The following is a 17,974-nucleotide window of genomic DNA, read 5'->3' on the forward strand; positions in this document are numbered from 1 at the left end:
TGACCACGGATACGTCGTTTGACGCACGAATGCTACAGATTTGTGTCCGGAGGGGGACTTGAACCCCCACGCCCGATAAAGGGCACTAGCACCTCAAGCTAGCGCGTCTGCCATTCCGCCACCCGGACCTGCACCGACAAGCCTACCGAGGCCGAACCGGGGTTTCCCACCGAGTATCGGCAGCCCGGCGGGCCGCACAGGGAAGAACTGTACACGGCCTCCGTGGGGGGTTGCAGGGAGGGTGGGGGTGGGGACATTCTGGGGCAAAGAAACGCTCATGTCTGGCGTGAACGGGGTGTACCGGGCAGCATGGCGGGCGTGTCGCAACCCTCCCCTCTTCTTCCGGCTCGGCAGCGGGCTCAGGCGCTTGCTTCGAGCGGCGATCTCGCGGGGGCCATCGGGCTGCTGGAGCGGGCCGTTGAGCTGGGGAAAATCAACCTTACTGAGGATGACCCGGACGTTTTGCGCACTGCCTACCTTCTTGGGCAGATGTTGCAGAAGGACGACGATCCGGTGGCGGCTCGGCGGGTGCTGGAGGATGCGTACGGGGCTGGGTTGTGGCGACTTGGGGACTCCGATTCGCTGATGCTTGAGATCTCGCATGACATCGGGGTGGTCGCCGAGGAGCTGGGGAATCGGCACGAGGCGCGCAAGGCGTTCAGCCGGGTTGCTGAGCTGGGGCCGGCCACTCTGGGGGCCGCACATCCGGCGGTCGCTCGGGCGCGGGCCTACCTCGGGCAGGAAGCGGGAGCGCCGGCGGAGGAAGCCACGCGGCCGATCAGCACGCCGCCGGCGCGGCCGGTTTTTCAGAGCAGCGGCGCCGTCGCGGAGGAAGAGCCGACCACCACACTTCCGGTCGTCGCGCCCCCGGCCGATCTGGTCCAGCCGCCGAACGACGTCAACCAGCAGGTCTGGCCGGCGCCGGCTCAGGAGCAGGCCGCCGCGCCGGCCTACCGTCCGTATGAGGCCGCGCCTCCACAGCCGCACCAGACACAGCCGCACCAGACACAGCCTCAACCTCAGCAGAGACAGCCTCAGCAAAACTGGCACGAACCGGCCCTGGCCTGGCCCCAGCAACAGCCGCCGCAGCAATGGAATGCGCCTCCCCCGACGTACGCCCAAAATGCGCAACCGGTGCAGAAGCGGTCCCTGGGAATCTTTGCGGCGATCGCCGCGGTATTGGCGGCGGTCATCGCCGTGTCGGCTCTGGTTTTCGTGCTCGCCAATCGGTCGAGTGACAAAGGCGACTCGGATGTGCCAACTCTCGGTGGATCGCCGCCGACCGGCGTCACGTTGCAGGACAACGGCTCGCGCATTCGTCTGACCTGGAAGGACCCGGCCAACGGGAGCGTCTCGTTCCTCGTCGCGATGGCGCATCCGGGTGAGCAACTGAAGCCCGTGAGCACGCTCGGACCTGGGCAGACGTCCTATGAGATCGGTGCGCTGAATCCGTCCTTGAACTACTGCTTCGCGGTGGTCGCGGTGTACCGCAACAACAAGTTCGCCACCTCGCAGCAGGCCTGCACGAACCGGCCTACGTCGACCAACTAGTTGATCACTCTGGGCGACCGGAGTTATCCACAACCGTGACTTCCGGGTATCGATGGTCACCCCCGTCCCCCTATGATGGCCTGCGTCCTTGCGGAGGGGGTCCGTCAAAGGAAGGGATTGCGGCTTGTGACCAGCGCAGACAGCGCGGCGCCACGACGTCGGTGGCGCAGTCGCGGCTACCTCGTCACGATGGGGACCGTCGTCGCACTCGCGGGTGGGCTCGGGCTCACCGTGCTCGGGCTGGGTTCGGCCGATCAGGCCGTGGCCAGTTTCGACGCGGCGTCCTGGGTGTTCAGCAAGTCCAAGAGCGAGGTCGCCCGGATCAACGGGGTGACCGCCAAGGTCGACACCCGGGTGACCGTGCCGGACGCGCGCGGCCATCAGCTCGAGATCAGCCAGACCGACCGGTTCGTGATCCTGCGGGATGTGAACACCGGCCGGCTGGGCTCGATGGACCTGACGACCCTCAAGCAGTTCTGGAGCGACTCCAACGCCTCGCCGGGGCTGGGCGTGCGCGTGGCGCTGGAGAACGACTCCGCGTTCGTGATCGACACCGTGCAGGGCAAGGTGCAGCAGCTCGATCCGGTCACGCTCGGGCCGATCGGTGACGAGATGCGGTTCCCGCCGGGCATCACGGGCGGGGTCTTCGACGGCAAGGGTCGTCTGTGGATCGCCGCGCCGAGCGAGGGCACGGTGACGGCGATTTCCCCGGCGCCGTTGTCGTCCGGCGCACCACAAAAAGACGCAACCCCCCATGTCGTACGGACGGAAGCCGTGGCCGCGAGCAGCCACGACCTCGCGTTGTCCACCTTGGACGACGGCGTGGCGGTGCTCGACCGCACGACGAACGCGCTGGCCACCATCCACGGTGACGCCAAGGCGACCAGCGTGACGCTGCCGCTGGCCGGGCCGGGCGCGATGCCGGCGCGCACCGACGGCCGGTCCGTGCCGGTCACGGTGACCGACTCGCGGCACGTCTACGTGGTCGGTGACCAGGGCCTGCGCACCGATTTCGCGGTACCGGGCACCAGCGACGACCTGCAGCCGGCCGTGGCCTGGCAGGGCTTCTTCTACGTGGCCGACGCGGCCGGCGAGACCGTGCACGTCTTCGACTCGGCCGGCAAGCCGCAGAAGGACATCCCGTTCAAGAGGCCGGGCGGTCCGCTGGAGCTTGACGTCCGCGAGGGCTACCTGTTCATCAACGCGCCGGGCTCGTCGACGGCCCGGGTCGTCGACGACGCGCACGGCGTGCGCACCGTCGACAAGTACGCGGACGACGTGCTCGGCGGCACCCCGCCCAAGACGCCGCCGGAGCAGACCCCTCCCCCGCCGAAGCCGAAGAAGCCCCTGGTGTCCAAGCCGGGCGCCCCGCGCAACGTGCGGGCCGCGGCCGGCAACGCCGAGGCCCGGGTGACCTGGCAGGCGGCCTCCGACAACGGCGCGACCATCACGCGGTACGTGGTGCAGGGCGCGGGCAAGACGTTCCAGGTCGGCGCCGACCAGCGGTCGCTGACCGTGACCGGCCTGGTCAACGGCCAGGCGTACCAGTTCGTCGTGCACGCGGTGAACAAGAAGGGCGACGGCCCCTCCCGGACGAGCAACACGGTGAAACCGACCTCCGAGGTGCCGGACGCGCCGACCGCGGTCACCGCCGAGGCCAAGCCGGACGGCACGGTCGTGGTGACCTGGCCGGCCGCGAACGGTCAGGGGCTGGCGATCAAGCGGTACACGGTGACCGCGATCTCCGAGGGCGGCAGCGCCCCGGTCGGCGACGCCACCGAGACGTCGCTGACGATTCCGGCGGGCCAGCTCGAGTACGGCAAGCAGTACGCGTTCACGGTCGTGTCGGTGAACGAGCGCGGCGCCGGGTCGAAGGCGTCGCCCGTGAGCGGAAGCGTCGTGCCGTTCACGATGCCGGGCCGGCCCGAGGGCGTCGAGGCGGCGACCGTGGGCGACAAGGCCGGCGCGATCCAAGTCGCCTGGCAGGCCCCGGCCGACAACGGGCGGCCCATCACGAAGTACGTCGTGGCCGCCGGCGGCAAGAGCACCGAGGTCACCGACGGCACCGCCGTGACGCTGACCGGATTCGAGAACGGCGCCACCGTCGCGGTCCAGGTGACGGCGGTCAACGAGGCCGGCGCAAGCCAGCCCGGGACGGCCACCGCCAAGACCCTCTCGGTGCCCAAGGTGACGATCACGGGGGTCAGCCCGGCCGCCACCTCGGCCACCGTCTCGTTCACGGTCGACGCGGGCGGCGGCACCGCGGCCTGCTCGCTGGCCGCGTCCGGCGCCGGGTCGGCGTCGGGCAGCTGCGGTTCGCTGTCGGTGAGCAAGCTGACGGCCGGTACGGACTACACGTTCACGGTCACCGCCAAGAACGCGGCCGGCACCGCCACCGCCTCCTCCAACAACAAGACCGACAACCTCTCCGGCACCGCCACCTGCAACAACGGCCAGAACGGCGACACCGCGACGTACTGCGACCGGGACGTGCCCAACGCCCGGAACGGCAACGAGATCTTCAGCATCACCCAGCAGGACAACAACAGGCAGGTCGGCTGGGCCAAGCCGGGGACGAAGCTGACCGCGTACTGCAAGAAGACCGGCGACGAGGTGTACGCGTACATCTACAACAACGACAAGCGCAGCACCTGGTGGGTCCAGGTCAACTACAGCGGTAAGAACTACATCCCGTGGGCGTGGCTGAACCTCGACGGCGGGGACGACATCAACGACCTTCCGACCTGCTGAGGAACTGTCCCCGTGCGCACCGAACCCCTTCCGCCGCAGCACATCCAGGGCTTCGCCCAGGTGGCGGCGCAGCTCGCCGAGCGGATCGGCACGGTGGTGCTGGGCAAGCCCGAGGTGGTGCGGCTCGCGCTCACCGCGCTGTTCGCGCAGGGGCACGTCCTCCTCGAGGACGTGCCCGGCGTGGGCAAGACGACGCTGGCCCGGGCGCTGGCCGCGTCCGTCCAGGGCCAGTGGCGGCGCATCCAGTTCACGCCCGACCTGCTGCCGTCCGACGTGTCCGGCGTGACCATCTTCAACCAGGCGAGCCGCGGCTTCGAGTTCCACCCGGGCCCGGTCTTCGCGAACATCGTGATCGCCGACGAGATCAACCGCGCCTCGCCGAAGACGCAGTCGGCGCTGCTGGAGGTCATGGAGGAGCGGCGGGTCACGGTGGACGGCGTGCCGCACCCGGTGCCGCAGCCGTTCCTGGTGGTCGCCACGCAGAACCCGGTCGAGATGGACGGCACGTACCGGCTGCCCGAGGCGCAGCTCGACCGGTTCCTGGTGAAGCTGTCGGTCGGCTACCCGAGCGAGGAGGTGGAGATCGAGGTGCTGCGCGGGGCCGCGATGCGCTCCCCCGACGCGCTCGAGCCGGTCACCGACACGGCGGTCATCGGCGAGATGGTGCGGATGGCCATGCACGTCCACATCGCCGATCCTCTTTACGGGTACGCCGTCCGGCTCGCCGCGGCGACAAGAAACCATCCGCAGGTACGGGTGGGAGTCAGCCCTCGTGGAGTGATCGCTCTGACGAGGGCGGCTTGTGCGTTCGCCCTGATCCAGGGCCGCGGGTACGTGCTGCCGGAGGACCTGAAGGAGCTGATCGGGCCGGTCTTCGCGCACCGCGTGCTGCTCTCGGCCGACGCGCAGCTGCGCGGGGTCACGGCGGCCGAGGTCCTCGACGACGCGGTCCGGTCGGTGCCGGTGCCGCTGCCGGACGCCCAGCGCGTCCCGGCCGGGGCGTGACCGAGCACCACGGCGTCCCGCCCGGGGCCGGCGCCGAGCACCACGGCGTTCCCGTCAGGGTTGCCGCCGAGCCGCCGCTGCCGGACGGCAGCGCTCCGCCGCCCGGCAGCGGCCCGGCTCCGGCGCGCCCGGAACAATCCGGGCCGGGCCCGATCGCAACGCGGCCGAGGCTGGGCGGGCGGTGGCGATGGCTCGGCGGGCGCGGGCCGGGGGTTGGCGCGCGTTTGCGAGGGCTGCGCGGGATCACGGCGCGCGGGGTCGGGCTTCTGGCCGGGGCGGTTGTGCTGCTGGTCGCCGGGTTCCGGTTCGGGTATCCCGATCTGGCACTGCTCGGGGCCATCGCGGCGGTCGCGCTCGTTTGCGGGGTGGCGTTCGCGCTGTGGCGGCCGCGGCTCGGGGTCGAGCGGGTCGCCGATCCCGATCGGGTGGCGAGGGGCGAGCCGGCGCGGATGACGCTCACCGTGCGGAACACGAGTCGGCTGCGGGCGGCCAACCTGATCGCCGGTGACCGGTGTGGCGGGGCGTCGGTGCCGGTTCCGCTGCTGCGGCTGCGGCCGGGGCGGGACACGACCGTCGAGTATCCGGTGCCGACCAGCCGGCGTGGGGTCGTGGCGATCGGGCCGCTGCGGGTCACGCGCGGGGATCCGTTAGGGCTGATCACGCTGGCGCGCACCTATGGGGAGACGGCCTCGGTCTGGGTGCATCCGCGAATTCACCTGCTGCGGGCCGTGCCGGCCGGGATCTCGCGGAGCCTCGACGGGCGGATCGACAAGGTGCCGCACGGCACGATCACCTTCGACTCGCTGCGGGAGTACGTGGTCGGCGACGAGCTGCGGCGGGTGCACTGGCGGAGCTCGGCCAAGGTGGGCGAGCTCATGGTGCGCGAACAGCTCGACACCTCCGAGCCGACGATCGTGGTGCTGCTCGATGATCGGGCCATTGCTCATCCGGTACGCCGGGACGGGGTGGCCGAGTCGTTCGAGGCGGCGTGCGAGGCGGCCGCGTCGATCGTGGCCGCCGCGGTGCGGGAGGACCTGCCGGTCGGGCTGCACCTGGTGTCGACCGTGGCCACCGGGCCCTATCTGGACGTGCTCACCGAGGCGACCCTGCGGGACGGCGACCTGGCGGCGACGCTGCGCCGGCTGCGGGCCCAGCGGCTCGGCGACACGCTCGTCTTCCTCACCGGTCCGGGCGGGCGGAACGATCTCGGGGCGGTCAGCGCGCTGCGCGGTCCCTATCCGGCGGTGCTCGCGGGGCTCTTCGGCGACCGGGACGCGGCGCCGTTCTCGGCCGGTGACGGGCTCATCGTGATCGAGGCGGAGAACGGCCAGGAATTCGCGGCCGCCTGGGACGGAGTCCGCGGATGGTGAGGTGGGTGCGGGCGCTCGTCGTGGGCGCCGCGCTGGCCGGGATGATCACGCTGGCGGGGGTGGTGCTCGGGCGGATCTACGCGGATCCGCTGCTCGTCCGGCTCGTCGCGGGGGCCGCGATCGGGTCGGTGGGGCTGAGCGTGGGCATGCGACGCCTGCCCAACTGGACGGTTGCTCCGCTGTCGGCGACGGTGCTCGGGGCGTACACCATCGTGGGTTTGAAATTGGCCGCAGGCCAGGCCGACGTGACCGGTCCGCTCTCGCAGATCGCGCGGGATTCACTGGTCAACGGGATTCCGCGACTGCTGACCGCGATGATCCCGGTGCAGCCGGCGCCGGACACGGTGGTGGTGCCGGTGATCGCGGCCTGGCTCGCGGGGCTGGCCGCGGCCGAGGTGGCGGTGCGGGCGCGGCGGGTGCTGCTCGGGCTGCTGCCGGTGGTGGCGCTCTACGCGGGAGCGCTCTATGTGGTCGGTCCGAACGCCTCGGCGGCGGGTTGGACGACGCCGGCGTTCGCGGGGCTGGCGATCGTGGCGCTGGCGACCAGCGCTCGGCCGGCACACGCCGAGGTGCCCGAGGTCTCGGCCAAGCTGCGCGGACGGGCGATGGCGGGCGCGGCGGCGGGACTGGTCGCGGTGATCGCGCTGGGGGCGGCGGTCGGGCCCTGGGTCGGCGGGCAGGTCTCGGCGTCGCCGGTCGATCCGCGGCGGTATGTGCAGCCGCCGCAGGTGGACAGCCTCGACGAGAGCCCGCTCAACCGGATCTCGGGATGGGCGCTCAGCCCGGAGCAGCGGCTCTTCGAGGTGTCGCCGACCGGGGCGAAGAGCAGGACCGTGCGGCTTCGGCTGGCCGTGCTGCCCGACTACGACGGGATCACCTGGCGGGTCGGTGCGACCTATCGCAACGCCGGGCGGGTGCTCCCGCAGCTGCCGCGGCTTCCGGATGCGACCACTGCGGACGTACGCCAGGAAATTGTGATCGATGGTTTGACCGGCCGGCTGCTTCCGGTCGTTCCGACGCCCACGGAGATCACGGGGGCGCGGATCGCCTTCGACGCGGCGACGGGCACCCTGATCCGGCCCGAGCAGCTCTCGACGGGGCTGCGGTACTCGGTGGTCTCCGAGGTGCAGACGCCGGACGTGAACCTGCTGCCGGCCGCGGACGTGCCCTCCGGGAACGCGGTGGCCCGCTTCCTCGCGGTCGGCCCGGGGGTGCCCGAGCGGATCCAGCGGCTCGCCGACCAGCTGGCCGACGGGAACGGCGCCGCCTTCGACCGGGCGACCGCGATCGAGGAGTTCCTGGCCGAGCACTATCGGAAGGTCGCCGACGCGCCGAGTGGTCACGCGTACCCGAATCTGGATTTCTTTCTGTTCGGGCCTCGGGCGCAAGGCGGGCAGGTCGGCACGTCGGAGCAGTTCGCGGCCTCGTTCGCGCTGCTGGCGCGGCTCACCGGGCTGCCGAGCCGGGTGGTGGTCGGGTTCGATGCGCCGGCCGGCGGTGGCGCGGTCACGGCGGGGAACGCGATCGCGTGGCCGGAGGTGCTCTTCAACGATCTGGGGTGGGTGGCGTTCGACCCGATGCCCAAGAGCAAGAACCCGCGGCCGGTCGAGGAGGACTTCACGCCCAAGCCGACCAAGCCGCCGACGCCGCCGTCGGAGCCGCCCACGTCGGCGGACACGTCGTCATCGTCGGCGCCGCCGGCGGCCCTGGCCGCTGCGACCGATGGCGGGCCGGGAGCGGCGGTGATCGCCGGCGGGGCCTCCGGATCGGTGGTGCTGCTGCTGGCGGGGTTGGCGCTGGCGCTGGTGGTGATGCGGCGAGGGCTGAGCCGGCGGCGGTTGACCGTCGGCACTCCGGACGAGCGGATCGGTGGGGCCTGGGCGGAATTGCGGGATGCGTTACGGCTTTCGGGGCGGCCGCTGCCCGCCCATCTCGCGGCTACCGAGGCGGCGGCATACGCAAAAGAGCCTTCAGCCGTACGCATTCGCCGCGCCGCGCCCGCGTCCGAGGCGGCTCCGCTCCCGCCGCTCGATGAGCTGGTCGCCGGGATCAACACCGTCGGCTTCGCGCCGGGGGCGGCCGACGACGCCCAGGCCGATCGGGCGGGCTCGCAGGCCGTCGCCTATGCGACCGCGCTGCGGGCCCGGCGCTCCTGGTGGCGACGTGTCTGGTGGAGCCTGCACCCTGGGCCGCTCCGCTGGCGCCGCCCTCTTTAGTTCTCAGTTCGTGAGCAGGTCCTCCGCGCGGTGGGCGAAGAGGTGCGCGCCGCGCTCGGTGGACAGCGTTCGGGCCCGCTCGGCCATGCGCCGGACGTCGGCGGCCGGCTCGCCCCGGGCCCGCATCAGCCGCGCTCGCAGGAGGATCAGCAGGCCCTCGGCGTACCGCTGGTCATATCGGACGACGAACGAGTCCGCCCGGTCCAGGGCCGCGGCCGCCTCGTCCAGCCAGCCGGCCGCCAGCCACATCTCGCCGAGCAACCCGTACCAGGTGGCCAGGCCGGAGCGCGGCGGGTCGAGCAGGGCCACGGCGATGATCTTCTCCGCTTCGGCCGCGGCGCCGGGGTCGCCGCCGGTCACGGCCCGCGCCCAGCAGCGGGCCAGCCGTTGGTACGCGCCGAGGAAGACGAAGGAGAATTCGTGGTCCTGGGCGATGCCCAGCTCGGCGGCGCGCAACGCCCAGGACGGGTCGCCGGCCAGCGCCGCGGCGGTGACCGAGAAGGCCGACCAGACGGTGATCGCGTACGGGTCGTCGCCGGCGGCGGCCTCCAGCGCGTCGAACATGACCCGCGACTCGTCGACGTCACCGTGCAGCGCGGTCATCAGCGCGAGCATCACCGGCGAGAGCAGCTGCAGGTCGTGCCGCAGCGGCGCCTGCTCGCGCCCGGCCGAGTCGCGGTTGATGGCCGAGTTCGACCAGCTCAGGTATCGATGCGCCGCGCCGATGTTGCCGATGTCCCACTGGTGGATGCCCCAGGCGTGCCGGCCGTACGTGCGTACCACCGGATCGTCGGAGGCTTCGCCCCGGTCGAGCAGGCGGCGCGCCAGCCGGCCCGCCTGGTCGAGCTGGATGCCCTGGGAGTGCGCGGCCCACCGGGAGAACAGGAAGTCGGCGGCCTCCCGCTCCCGGCCGAGCTCGCGAGCCAGGTGCTCGGCGCGCTCCAGCAGCTCGGGCGCCGAGCCGACGTAGCCCGCCCGCATCCCGTCCACGGCGATGAACAGCGAGAGGGCGGACAGCTCAAGCTCGGCCAGGCCCGCCGCCCGCGCCACCTCCGCGGCCAGCCGCAACTGGCGGGCGGCGGCCTCCAGCGCCGACTTGGTCCCGGCGCAGCGGCCCGCGCGCACGAGCGCCGCCGCGGTCCGGGCCGGGTCGGCGAGCGGGCCGGCCGCCCACAGGTGGTGGGCGAGGCGTTCGACCACCTGGTCGTCCCCGGCGGTCGTGCGCTCGAGCGCCTCGGCGACGCGCAGGTGCAGCCGGGGCACCACGCGCGTCGACGTGCTCCCGGCGACGGACTCGCGCACCAGGTCGTGCGCGAAGCGGAGCGAGAACGGATCGCCGCGCGGGGGCTCGAACAGGCCGAGCGCCTCCAGCGGTTCCATCCGGTCGAGACAGCTCTGCACCTCGAGGCCCGCCGCGTCGGCGAGCAGGGCCAGGTTGACGTCCCGGCCGATGAGCGCGGCCGTCTGCAGCAGGGCCCGGGCGTCGTCGTCGAGCCCGGCGATCCGGTCGCTGACGACGTCGCGCACGGTGGACGGCACCCCGGGGCGCCCGGCGGCATCGAACTCGCCGCCGTCGGCGAGGAACCGGGACAACTCCCGGACGAAGAACGCGTTGCCGCCGGTGCGGAGGTGGATGCTCCGGGCGGCGGCGGGACCGGGCACCCGGCCGGTCTCGCGGCGGACCAGCTCCGCCACCTCGTCCGGGCCGAACGGGGCGAGGTGGATCCGCCGGTGCTGGGGCTGCCGGCTGGCCGTGGCGAGCGCGCGGGCCACCTCCGGGCGGGGCACGGGCGCGCGGTCGCGTAGCGCTCCGATGATCGCGGTGCCGTCCGGGAGCCGGGTGGCCAGGTGGCTGAACAGGTCGAGCGACGTGCCGTCGGCCCATTGGATGTCGTCGATGACCAGCACGATCGGCCGGCGCGCCGACACCTGCCCGATCAGGGCGACCGCCTGCTCGAACAGGCGGAACTGTGCGCCGCTGTCCGGCAGCACCGGCGCGCCGTAACCTCCGCCGGCCGACCCGATGAGGCGGCCGAGCTCGCCCGCCTGCCACTCCTCGCGGGCCGCGGCGGGCAGGCTCGCGAGGACGCCGCCGATCACCTGGACCCACGGCCACATCGAGGGGGTGCCGTCCCCCTCGAGGCACCGGCCCCAGACCACGAGCGCGTCCTGCCGGGCGGCCTCGGCGCCGGTCTCCTCGAGCAGGCGGGTCTTGCCCGCCCCCGGTTCTCCCTCGACGACGACCAGGCCGGTCCGGCCGGCGAACGCCGCCTCCACCGCCTGCCGCAGGACCGCGAGCTCCTCGGTCCGCCCGACCAGGAGATCGGCGGGCGCGGCCGGAGTGGGCGGTTTCGCCGGCGCCGACGGCCGGCCCAGCAGCCTCCGGTGCGCGGCCAGCAACGCCGGTCCGGGATCGATGCCCAGCTCCTCGGCGAGCCGGGCGCGGACCGTCCGGAACACCGACAGCGCCGTGGCCTGCTGACCGGCGGCGCCCAGGGTGGAGAGGAGAGCGGCCTGAACCATCTCGTCCAGCGGCGCCATGGCGGCGGCGCGCCGCAGGGCCGGCAGCACCAGTTCCGGCCGGCCCTGGGAAACGGCCAGCTCGGCCGCCGCCACGCACGCCTCGAAGAACTCACCGTCCACCGTGGCGAAGACGGCCATCGCGGCCGCGCCGTGCGCCATGCCATCGCCGGCGGGGCCGTGCCAGAGTTCCAGTGCCCGGGCGTAACAGTCGAGGGCCGGGCCCGGCTGCTCCTTGGCGGCATGGGTGCGGGCCGCCTCGGCCAGCTCCCGGAACGTGACCACGTCCAGCATTCCGGGCTCCGGGACGAACATGTATCCGCTGCCCCGGCGCTGCAGGTACGAGCCGGTCCCGCGGGCCGGCAACTCCGGCTCGAGCAGCCGCCGCAACGCGCCGGTGTACTTCTGCAGGATGTTGACCGCCGAGGCGGGGACGTCGTCACCCCAGATCAGATCGATCAGCTCGTACGTGCTGATCGGCCGGCCCGCCCGAACCAGGAGCAACGCGAGGAGATAGGCCTGCTGCCCCGGACCGGCGTCGAGCTCGACCCCGTCGCGCCACACCCGCAGTGGCCCGAGGATCTGCAGGCGCACACGCTCGCTGCCCATCGTGCCGCTCCTGCCCGCGCGCTGTCGAGTCAGGCCTTTTGTAACAGCAGCCGGGCGAGTTTCACAGCACTCAGCTTCAAGAAATCGAGATCGTCCCGGTCAAGAGCGACGCTGGCGGGCGGCCTCGTACAGCACGACGGTCGCGGCGGTGGCCGCGTTCAGGGAGCTGGCGGTGCCGGACATGGGGATCCGGACCAGGTCGTCGCAGGCCTCGCGCCAGGCCGCGCTGAGCCCGGTGGTCTCGTTGCCGACGAGGGCGAGCGTGGGCCGGGTGAAGTCGTACTCCGCGGCATCTCGGTCGCCGTCCTCGTCGGTGCCCACCACTCGCAGGTCGATGCCACCGGCCCTGACGTCGCGCACCCAGGCCAGGACCGCCTGATGCGACGGCACCCGCACCACGGGCAGCCCGAACAGCGAGCCCGTGCTCGCCCGGACCGCCTTCGGGTCGTACACGTCGGCGGCGTGGCCGGTGACGACGACGCCGTCCGCGCCGAACGCGTCCGCCGAGCGTACGAGCGTGCCGATGTTGCCCGGGCTGGTCGGCCGGTCGAACACGACCACCAGCATCGACGGACCGGCCGGGATGCGGTCGAGGGAGTCCTCGGGTATCGCCACGACGGCCAGCAGCTCGGGAACCGTGTCTGCCTTCCCGCCCAGTTCGTGCATCAGCTCGCGGGCGACGGCGACCTTTTCGGCCCGGACGTCGGCCAGCGTCTCCCGCGCCCAGCCCGACAGCGACGAGCCGGCGTCGTAGAGCAGTTCCCGGATCTGCCAGCCGTGCGTCACGGCCATGGTGATGGGCCGGACCCCCTGGACGAGGAACTCGCCGCGGCGCTGGCGCTTGGTCCGGTTGCCGAGCAGGGCCTCCCACTGCTGGAACCGCGCATTGCGGGTGCTCACCCGCAATCCCTGGGCCAACCCCGCCTCCGTCGTACGTCGTTACCGGCCTGCCTCTACCCGCGAAAGGGTACGGGATCGTCAGTCCCAGTCGGCCCAGGCGATCCAGCGGTCGGGTCGCAGGACCAGGATCACCGCGGCCGCGAGCTCGTCCTCCGACCAGCCGGACGAGAAGTCGGACCGGCCGTACTTCTCGTCCAGGGCCACGAGGTCGGCGACCGGCGGCGGACGGCGAACGGTGACCGGGCCGGACACGCTGACGAAGCTGCGTACGGTCCCGTCGGTGGTCTCGACGCACAACGTCGCCTGGCCGGTACGCGCCGCGTTGCGGGACTTGACCGCGTCCGCCTCGGCCAGAAAGCGGATCTCCCCGTCCGCGTAGAGGAAATGAACCGGCACCGAATGGATCCAGCCGGCGGGATGCAATGTGGAGAACACGCCGGCCAGGGGGCGGGCCAGCAGGCCGGCGCTCTCGTCGGGGGTCAGCCGGCGCCGGTTCTCGTCGGCGGGTGCGGGCTGGGACATGCCGTCAGCGTACGGAGGCGGCGGCTGCCGCGGTCCCGCCGCACCCGCGACGGTCCGAATCAGCGAACGGTGATCACGGCGACCGGGAACTTGCGGTCGGTCTTCTTCTCGTAGTCGGCGGCGTCGGGCCAGTACTCGCGCCACACCTCGTACAGCTGGTCCCAGTCGTCGTCGAGCCCGGGGCGGACCACGCGGTGGTCGGCCTTCACGGTCTCCGTACCCAGTTCGACGGTCACCGGGCCGTCGACGGCCTCCAGGTTGGCGACCCACTGCGGGTCCTCGGGCGCGCCGCCGCCGCTGCCGCAGACGATGAACGAGTCCTTGTAGGGCGCCGCGACCAGCGGGTTGACGAAGTTCTTGCCGGACTTACGACCGGGCGTGTGCAGCAGGAGGGTCGTCTTGCCCTCCCAGTGACCGCCGAGCACGCCCTCGTGGGCGCGGAAGTTCTCGATCACCGTGTCGTTGAAAGAAGCCATGCCCCGAACGGTAGTTGACGTCGCAAATTTCCACCGGGATTGTGATCGATTTCGCTGGAAAGCGTTTTCCGCCTACCCGTAGACAGTGATGTTTATCGATATTAGCGTCGATGCGGACCCGACCTGAGAGGAGTTGTCATGCACGTCCGCATCGGCCGCCTGCTCATCGCCGCCGTCGGCATCGTCGCGGCGGTCGTCGCCACCGGCACCGCCGCGCCCGCCGCGCCCGCCGCAGCCGCCGTGCCTGCCGTGCCCGCCGCGCGTGCCGCGGCCGGCTCGCTCCCCCGACCGGCCGCCGACCACCCCGAACTCCGCGGAGCGAACGCCCGTGTCCGCGGCGAGGTGCGCGGACTGACCGGCGCGGCCGCCAGCGCTCTCGCCGGCGAGGCGGCCACCCGATTCCTCGCCCTGACCCGCGGCCAGATCTCCACCACATTGGCCGCTCAGGCGCTGCACACCGCGTGGGGCACCGCCTTCGACCAGCCGCAGGCGCAGGGCATCAGCGCCACCCACAGCGTGCTGACCAACAACGGCACCACGACTCGGGGCGGGGAGTACATCTACTCCCCCACGTCATTGAGCCCCGGCGGTGCCTGCATCGAGATGACCACGGCGTACACACCGAGCGGCCCGCTGCTCTGGGCCTGGGACTGGTGCGGCGGCCGGTCCGGCGTCGGCAAGGCGCTGACCATGAACAGCGCCTTCCGGTCCGCCTACACCACCACGGTGAACGGGCTGCCGGCGTACAGCTTCCAGGTCAGTAAGACCAACGCCTCGACCAACGAATGGACCGCCTACCTGTACAACTATCAGACCCATGCGTTCCAGACCTTCTACACCAGCGCCGGCAGCTACGACCTCGGCGACACCTGGTTCGGCTGGAACATGTTCGAGATCTACTCCTCGATCGAGCCGTCCACCGGCGTCGGCTACTACTGCACCGACATGGCCGGCCAGGGCTTCGACGCCAGCGCGATCCAGGTCGAGCTGAACGGCGCGTGGCAGCCCGCGACACCGTCCAACTCGTACTCGTACGGCACCCCGCCACCGTCCGGCAGCAGCTTCCAATGCCCAACGCTGACCTTCACAATGAACAGTCCATACAACCATTGGAGCGCCCGCATCGCCGGCTGACCCCGCTGTCTATCCGCCGGCTGCCGTGGCCAGCACCGGCCGGCCGGCCCGCTTCGCCGACTTCCTGGCCCTGGTCGACGCCGGCCGGCTGCCCGAGATCCTGGACCGGATGGACAACACCGGGACCGCGAAGAGGCTTTACGTGCCGCCGCCGGCGCAGCGGGAGCTCAAGAAGAACGCGCTCGGCCGCATGCTCGCCGGCTGGGCCGTGCTCGAGCTGGTGCCGTCGGGCCGGGCGACGCTCCGGCACTCCTGGTCGGGCTTCGGCGGCGAGATGAAGCCGGCCGGCGGCGCCGACCCGTGGAAGTGGTACGGCGACACGACGGGGACCTTCCGGACGGCGCGCGATGCCTGCCTGGCGTAACCCTCACCCCGTTCGGCGATGGCGGACAGCCACGGCCGTCGACTAGCTTCTACATCTTGTAGGAGCTTGTCGGGAGGGTCTGTGACGGCACTGGGGGACGTGCTGCTCGTGCTGCTGGCCGACCGTGGCGGCACGGCGCACGACATCCAGCTGCGGCACGCCGCCACGTTCGGCGCCGATCAGCGGGTCGACATCTCGCGGGTCTCCTGGACGCTCACCCGGCAGGAACGCCTCGGCTTCGTCCGCTCGGCCGCCTCGCCGACCCAGGCCCGCCAGCGCCGCTACGAGCTGACCGAGGAGGGCGCCCGCCGGCAGCGGATGTGGATGCTGCGGGTCCCGGCCGACTTCAGCGCCGAGGACGTCCGCACCCGGGTGCTGCTCGCGATCGAGTCCACCGACCGGGCCACCTTCGAGATGGTCGTGTCGGTCTGCCTCGCCCACCTCGAGCTCAGCCGCCTGCGCACCAACCCGGGCCGCCCCGGCGCCCCGCTCTCGGCCGACTCGGCCCGCGCCGAGCTGACCGACGCCGGCCTCGCCGCCGAGGTGACCTGGCTGCAGGGCCTGCGCACCCGCGCGCGCCAACGCGACCACGCCGACCAGCACGCCCTCGGGGCCTAACCGACGCCGAGGACCGGCTCACGGTCGCGCTTGCGGTGGGCCGCCTTCTGGGCGTACATCGCGGCGTCGGCTCGGCCGATCAGCGCGTCCCGGTCGATACCGGCTCCCCGCAGCACGCTCGCGATGCCGGCCGACACTCCCACCCGTACGCTCGCGTCGCCCACCTCGATGGACGTGCCCACCAGGCCGGCCACCCGCGAGGCCAGGTCGCCGCCGGCCCGGCCGCGGCGCAGCACCAGGAACTCGTCGCCGCCGATCCGCCCGACCACGTCGCCGGGCGCGGCGGCCTCCGCCAGCCGGGCGGCGACGGTACGTAGCACCGCGTCGCCCGCCTGGTGGCCGTAGCGGTCGTTGACCGGCTTGAACCCGTCCAGGTCCAGGAGCAGCACGGTCACCTCGTCGATCACGCCGCGCTCGAGGTCGGCCAGCGCCCGATCGATCTCGGCGACCACGTGCCGGCGGTTGTGCAGGCCGGTGAGCTCGTCGTGGTGGGCGTGATGGGCGAGGGTCTGCTCGGCCTCGCTGCGCAGCAACGACATCTGCCGCAGCCGCAGCAGCACCAGCGGCACAGCGAGCATCGACCCCACCGGCAACAGCACGCCGGCTCCCTGGTCGCCGCGCACCGCCTGGATCGCGGCGATCAGCGGGTTCGCGCACAGGGCCGCTCCCATCCAGAGCAGCGGCGGCTTGCCGGTCACCTCGCGGCCCGGCCGGTCCGGGTTGGTGATCATCGGTGCGGCCGGGTGCAGGGCAGCGCCCGCGATCGTCAGGTACGCGATCATCAGCAGCACCGCGGACGGTACGGCGCTGCCGTGCGAGGCGGTCAGTACCCCGGTGACGTGCGCGCCGAGGGTCGCCGCGATGCACAGCAGGAGGTAGGCGATCGGCCCGCGCGCCCGGCTGACCCGCCGCCCGATCCGGACCAGGCAGCCGAGCACGGCCGAGAGCACCGCCACGTCGGCCAGCACGAGCATCTCGCCGAGCGGGGTCGCGGCCGGGGTGAGCCGCGGCGCGAGCAGCCAGGCCCAGACCGGCCCGGCCATGCACACGCCGAACAGGGCCGCGTCGAGCAGCCCCGCGAAGTCGTTGGCGCCGTGTTTGCGCAGCACACCACCGGCGCCGGCGAGGAAGAGCAGATGCGCCGCGGCGATGCCGAAGTCGGCGGCCCGCCCCTCGGCGCGCCCGAAATGATGCGCGGAGACCCAGTCGGACCAGAACGCCATGCTGACCGCGAGGAGCACCAGGCCGCCGGCCGCGATCAGCCACGGCCGGCGGTCGGCGAGGTGCCCGACGCCGAGCGCGCCCGCGAAGGTGGCCACCGGCACCAGCGTGACCAGGGAGAAGATGACCGGGCGCAGGTGCGGTCCGGAGATCCCGTACGCCGTCGCGGCGGTGACCGTCACGAGGAAGGTGGCCGCGTGCACCGGCCATGCCGGAGCCGCCGCCCGCGGCCACCTCGTCATCGTGTCCCCCCTTGCCGAATGCCAGCCCATCGGCGGCGTCGGCGGGAGCTTGAGGAGAATTCAGCCGCGCTGGCGTTCCCGGGCGAGGGTGGCCTCGACCCGCTCGACGAGGGCGCGCGGGCTGAACGGCTTGATGACGTAATCGGTGGCGCCGGCCGCGAAGGCCTGCTCACGGTCCTGCGGCCGGGCCCGGGCGGTCAGCATGATGATCGGGACGCCGGCGGTCGGCGGCCCGGCCCGCAGCTCCCGGCAGACGGCGATCCCGTCCATCCGCGGCATGCGCACGTCGAGCAGCACGAGGTCGGGCGGATCACGCAGGCAGGCGTCGAGCGCGGCCGGCCCGTCGACCACCTCGATGACCTCGAAACCGGCCCGGCCCAGCTTGTACGCGACCATGTGCCGGATGTCCGGATCGTCCTCGGCCAGGAGGATCGTGCTCATCCGTGTCACCACCTCGGTCCGCTCGCCGCGAGCA

Annotated in this window: 14 protein-coding genes and 1 tRNA gene; 8 read left to right on the forward strand and 7 right to left on the reverse strand. The window is 72.4% G+C overall.

The genetic code is table 11. From position 1 onward, the window contains the following. Positions 1–43 precede the first annotated feature (43 nt). Positions 44–128 (reverse strand) — tRNA-Leu (locus tag A3CQ_RS0105715). Between the two features lie 190 nt (positions 129–318). Between A3CQ_RS0105715 and A3CQ_RS0105720 the strand changes: the two genes are divergently transcribed. From A3CQ_RS0105720 to A3CQ_RS0105740, 5 genes are all read left to right on the forward strand, one after another. Further along, entirely contained in the window at positions 319–1,551 is a 1,233-nt protein-coding gene (locus A3CQ_RS0105720; RefSeq protein ID WP_157295336.1) for a fibronectin type III domain-containing protein, read from the forward strand. Between the two features lie 75 nt (positions 1,552–1,626). After that, positions 1,627–4,302, forward strand: a complete 2,676-nt coding sequence (locus A3CQ_RS0105725) for a fibronectin type III domain-containing protein (RefSeq protein WP_157295437.1) — start codon at positions 1,627–1,629, stop codon at positions 4,300–4,302. Between the two features lie 12 nt (positions 4,303–4,314). Continuing rightward, positions 4,315–5,307 carry an AAA family ATPase gene (locus tag A3CQ_RS0105730; RefSeq protein ID WP_020509960.1) on the forward strand — a complete coding sequence of 331 codons (993 nt, stop codon included), beginning with the start codon at positions 4,315–4,317 and terminating at the stop codon, positions 5,305–5,307. A gap of 224 nt (positions 5,308–5,531) precedes the next feature. After that, positions 5,532–6,677: a DUF58 domain-containing protein gene (locus A3CQ_RS0105735; protein WP_026205360.1), complete on the forward strand. Its 1,146-nt coding sequence runs from the start codon at positions 5,532–5,534 to the stop codon at positions 6,675–6,677. Next, the gene (locus tag A3CQ_RS0105740) at positions 6,671–8,893 is read left to right on the forward strand and encodes a transglutaminase TgpA family protein (RefSeq protein WP_051115140.1); all 2,223 of its coding nucleotides are present in this window, start codon (positions 6,671–6,673) and stop codon (positions 8,891–8,893) included. The genes A3CQ_RS0105735 and A3CQ_RS0105740 overlap by 7 nt, the downstream gene beginning before the upstream one ends. A 3-nt stretch (positions 8,894–8,896) precedes the next feature. Here A3CQ_RS0105740 and A3CQ_RS0105745 read toward each other — a convergent pair whose 3' ends face one another. The 4 genes from A3CQ_RS0105745 to A3CQ_RS0105760 form a co-directional block, all read right to left on the reverse strand. Beyond that, positions 8,897–12,022, reverse strand: coding sequence for an ATP-binding protein (locus A3CQ_RS0105745; RefSeq protein ID WP_020509963.1), 3,126 nt, complete (start codon positions 12,020–12,022; stop codon positions 8,897–8,899). 99 nt (positions 12,023–12,121) lie between these two features. Beyond that, positions 12,122–12,940 (reverse strand): RNA methyltransferase, encoded by an 819-nt coding sequence (locus A3CQ_RS0105750; protein ID WP_026205362.1) that lies wholly within the window; start codon positions 12,938–12,940, stop codon positions 12,122–12,124. A 60-nt stretch (positions 12,941–13,000) separates the two neighbouring features. Then, positions 13,001–13,444 carry a pyridoxamine 5'-phosphate oxidase family protein gene (locus tag A3CQ_RS51640; RefSeq protein ID WP_020509965.1) on the reverse strand — a complete coding sequence of 148 codons (444 nt, stop codon included), beginning with the start codon at positions 13,442–13,444 and terminating at the stop codon, positions 13,001–13,003. 59 nt (positions 13,445–13,503) lie between these two features. Then, positions 13,504–13,920, reverse strand: coding sequence for a nitroreductase/quinone reductase family protein (locus A3CQ_RS0105760; RefSeq protein ID WP_020509966.1), 417 nt, complete (start codon positions 13,918–13,920; stop codon positions 13,504–13,506). Positions 13,921–14,058: 138 nt separating this feature from the next. Between A3CQ_RS0105760 and A3CQ_RS51645 the strand changes: the two genes are divergently transcribed. The 3 genes from A3CQ_RS51645 (at position 14,059) to A3CQ_RS0105775 (ending at position 16,036) form a co-directional block, all read left to right on the forward strand. Beyond that, a complete protein-coding gene (locus A3CQ_RS51645; protein ID WP_020509967.1) occupies positions 14,059–15,054 on the forward strand; it encodes a hypothetical protein in 996 nt (331 codons plus the stop codon). A 25-nt stretch (positions 15,055–15,079) separates the two neighbouring features. Continuing rightward, positions 15,080–15,418, forward strand: coding sequence for a hypothetical protein (locus A3CQ_RS0105770; RefSeq protein ID WP_020509968.1), 339 nt, complete (start codon positions 15,080–15,082; stop codon positions 15,416–15,418). Between the two features lie 81 nt (positions 15,419–15,499). Next, entirely contained in the window at positions 15,500–16,036 is a 537-nt protein-coding gene (locus A3CQ_RS0105775; RefSeq protein WP_157295338.1) for a hypothetical protein, read from the forward strand. On the opposite strand, the gene A3CQ_RS0105780 is transcribed toward A3CQ_RS0105775, so the two are convergent. Both A3CQ_RS0105780 and A3CQ_RS0105785 read right to left on the reverse strand, forming a co-directional pair. After that, complete coding sequence (locus A3CQ_RS0105780) at positions 16,033–17,499, reverse strand: GGDEF domain-containing protein (RefSeq protein WP_157295345.1); 1,467 nt, start codon at positions 17,497–17,499, stop codon at positions 16,033–16,035. The two genes, A3CQ_RS0105775 and A3CQ_RS0105780, sit on opposite strands and share 4 nt — an antisense overlap. Positions 17,500–17,559: 60 nt before the next feature. Beyond that, the gene (locus tag A3CQ_RS0105785) at positions 17,560–17,940 is read right to left on the reverse strand and encodes a response regulator transcription factor (protein WP_020509971.1); all 381 of its coding nucleotides are present in this window, start codon (positions 17,938–17,940) and stop codon (positions 17,560–17,562) included. Between the last annotated feature and the right edge of the window lie 34 nt (positions 17,941–17,974).

This window comes from Paractinoplanes globisporus DSM 43857 (assembly GCF_000379645.1).
Classification (GTDB): domain Bacteria; phylum Actinomycetota; class Actinomycetes; order Mycobacteriales; family Micromonosporaceae; genus Actinoplanes; species Actinoplanes globisporus.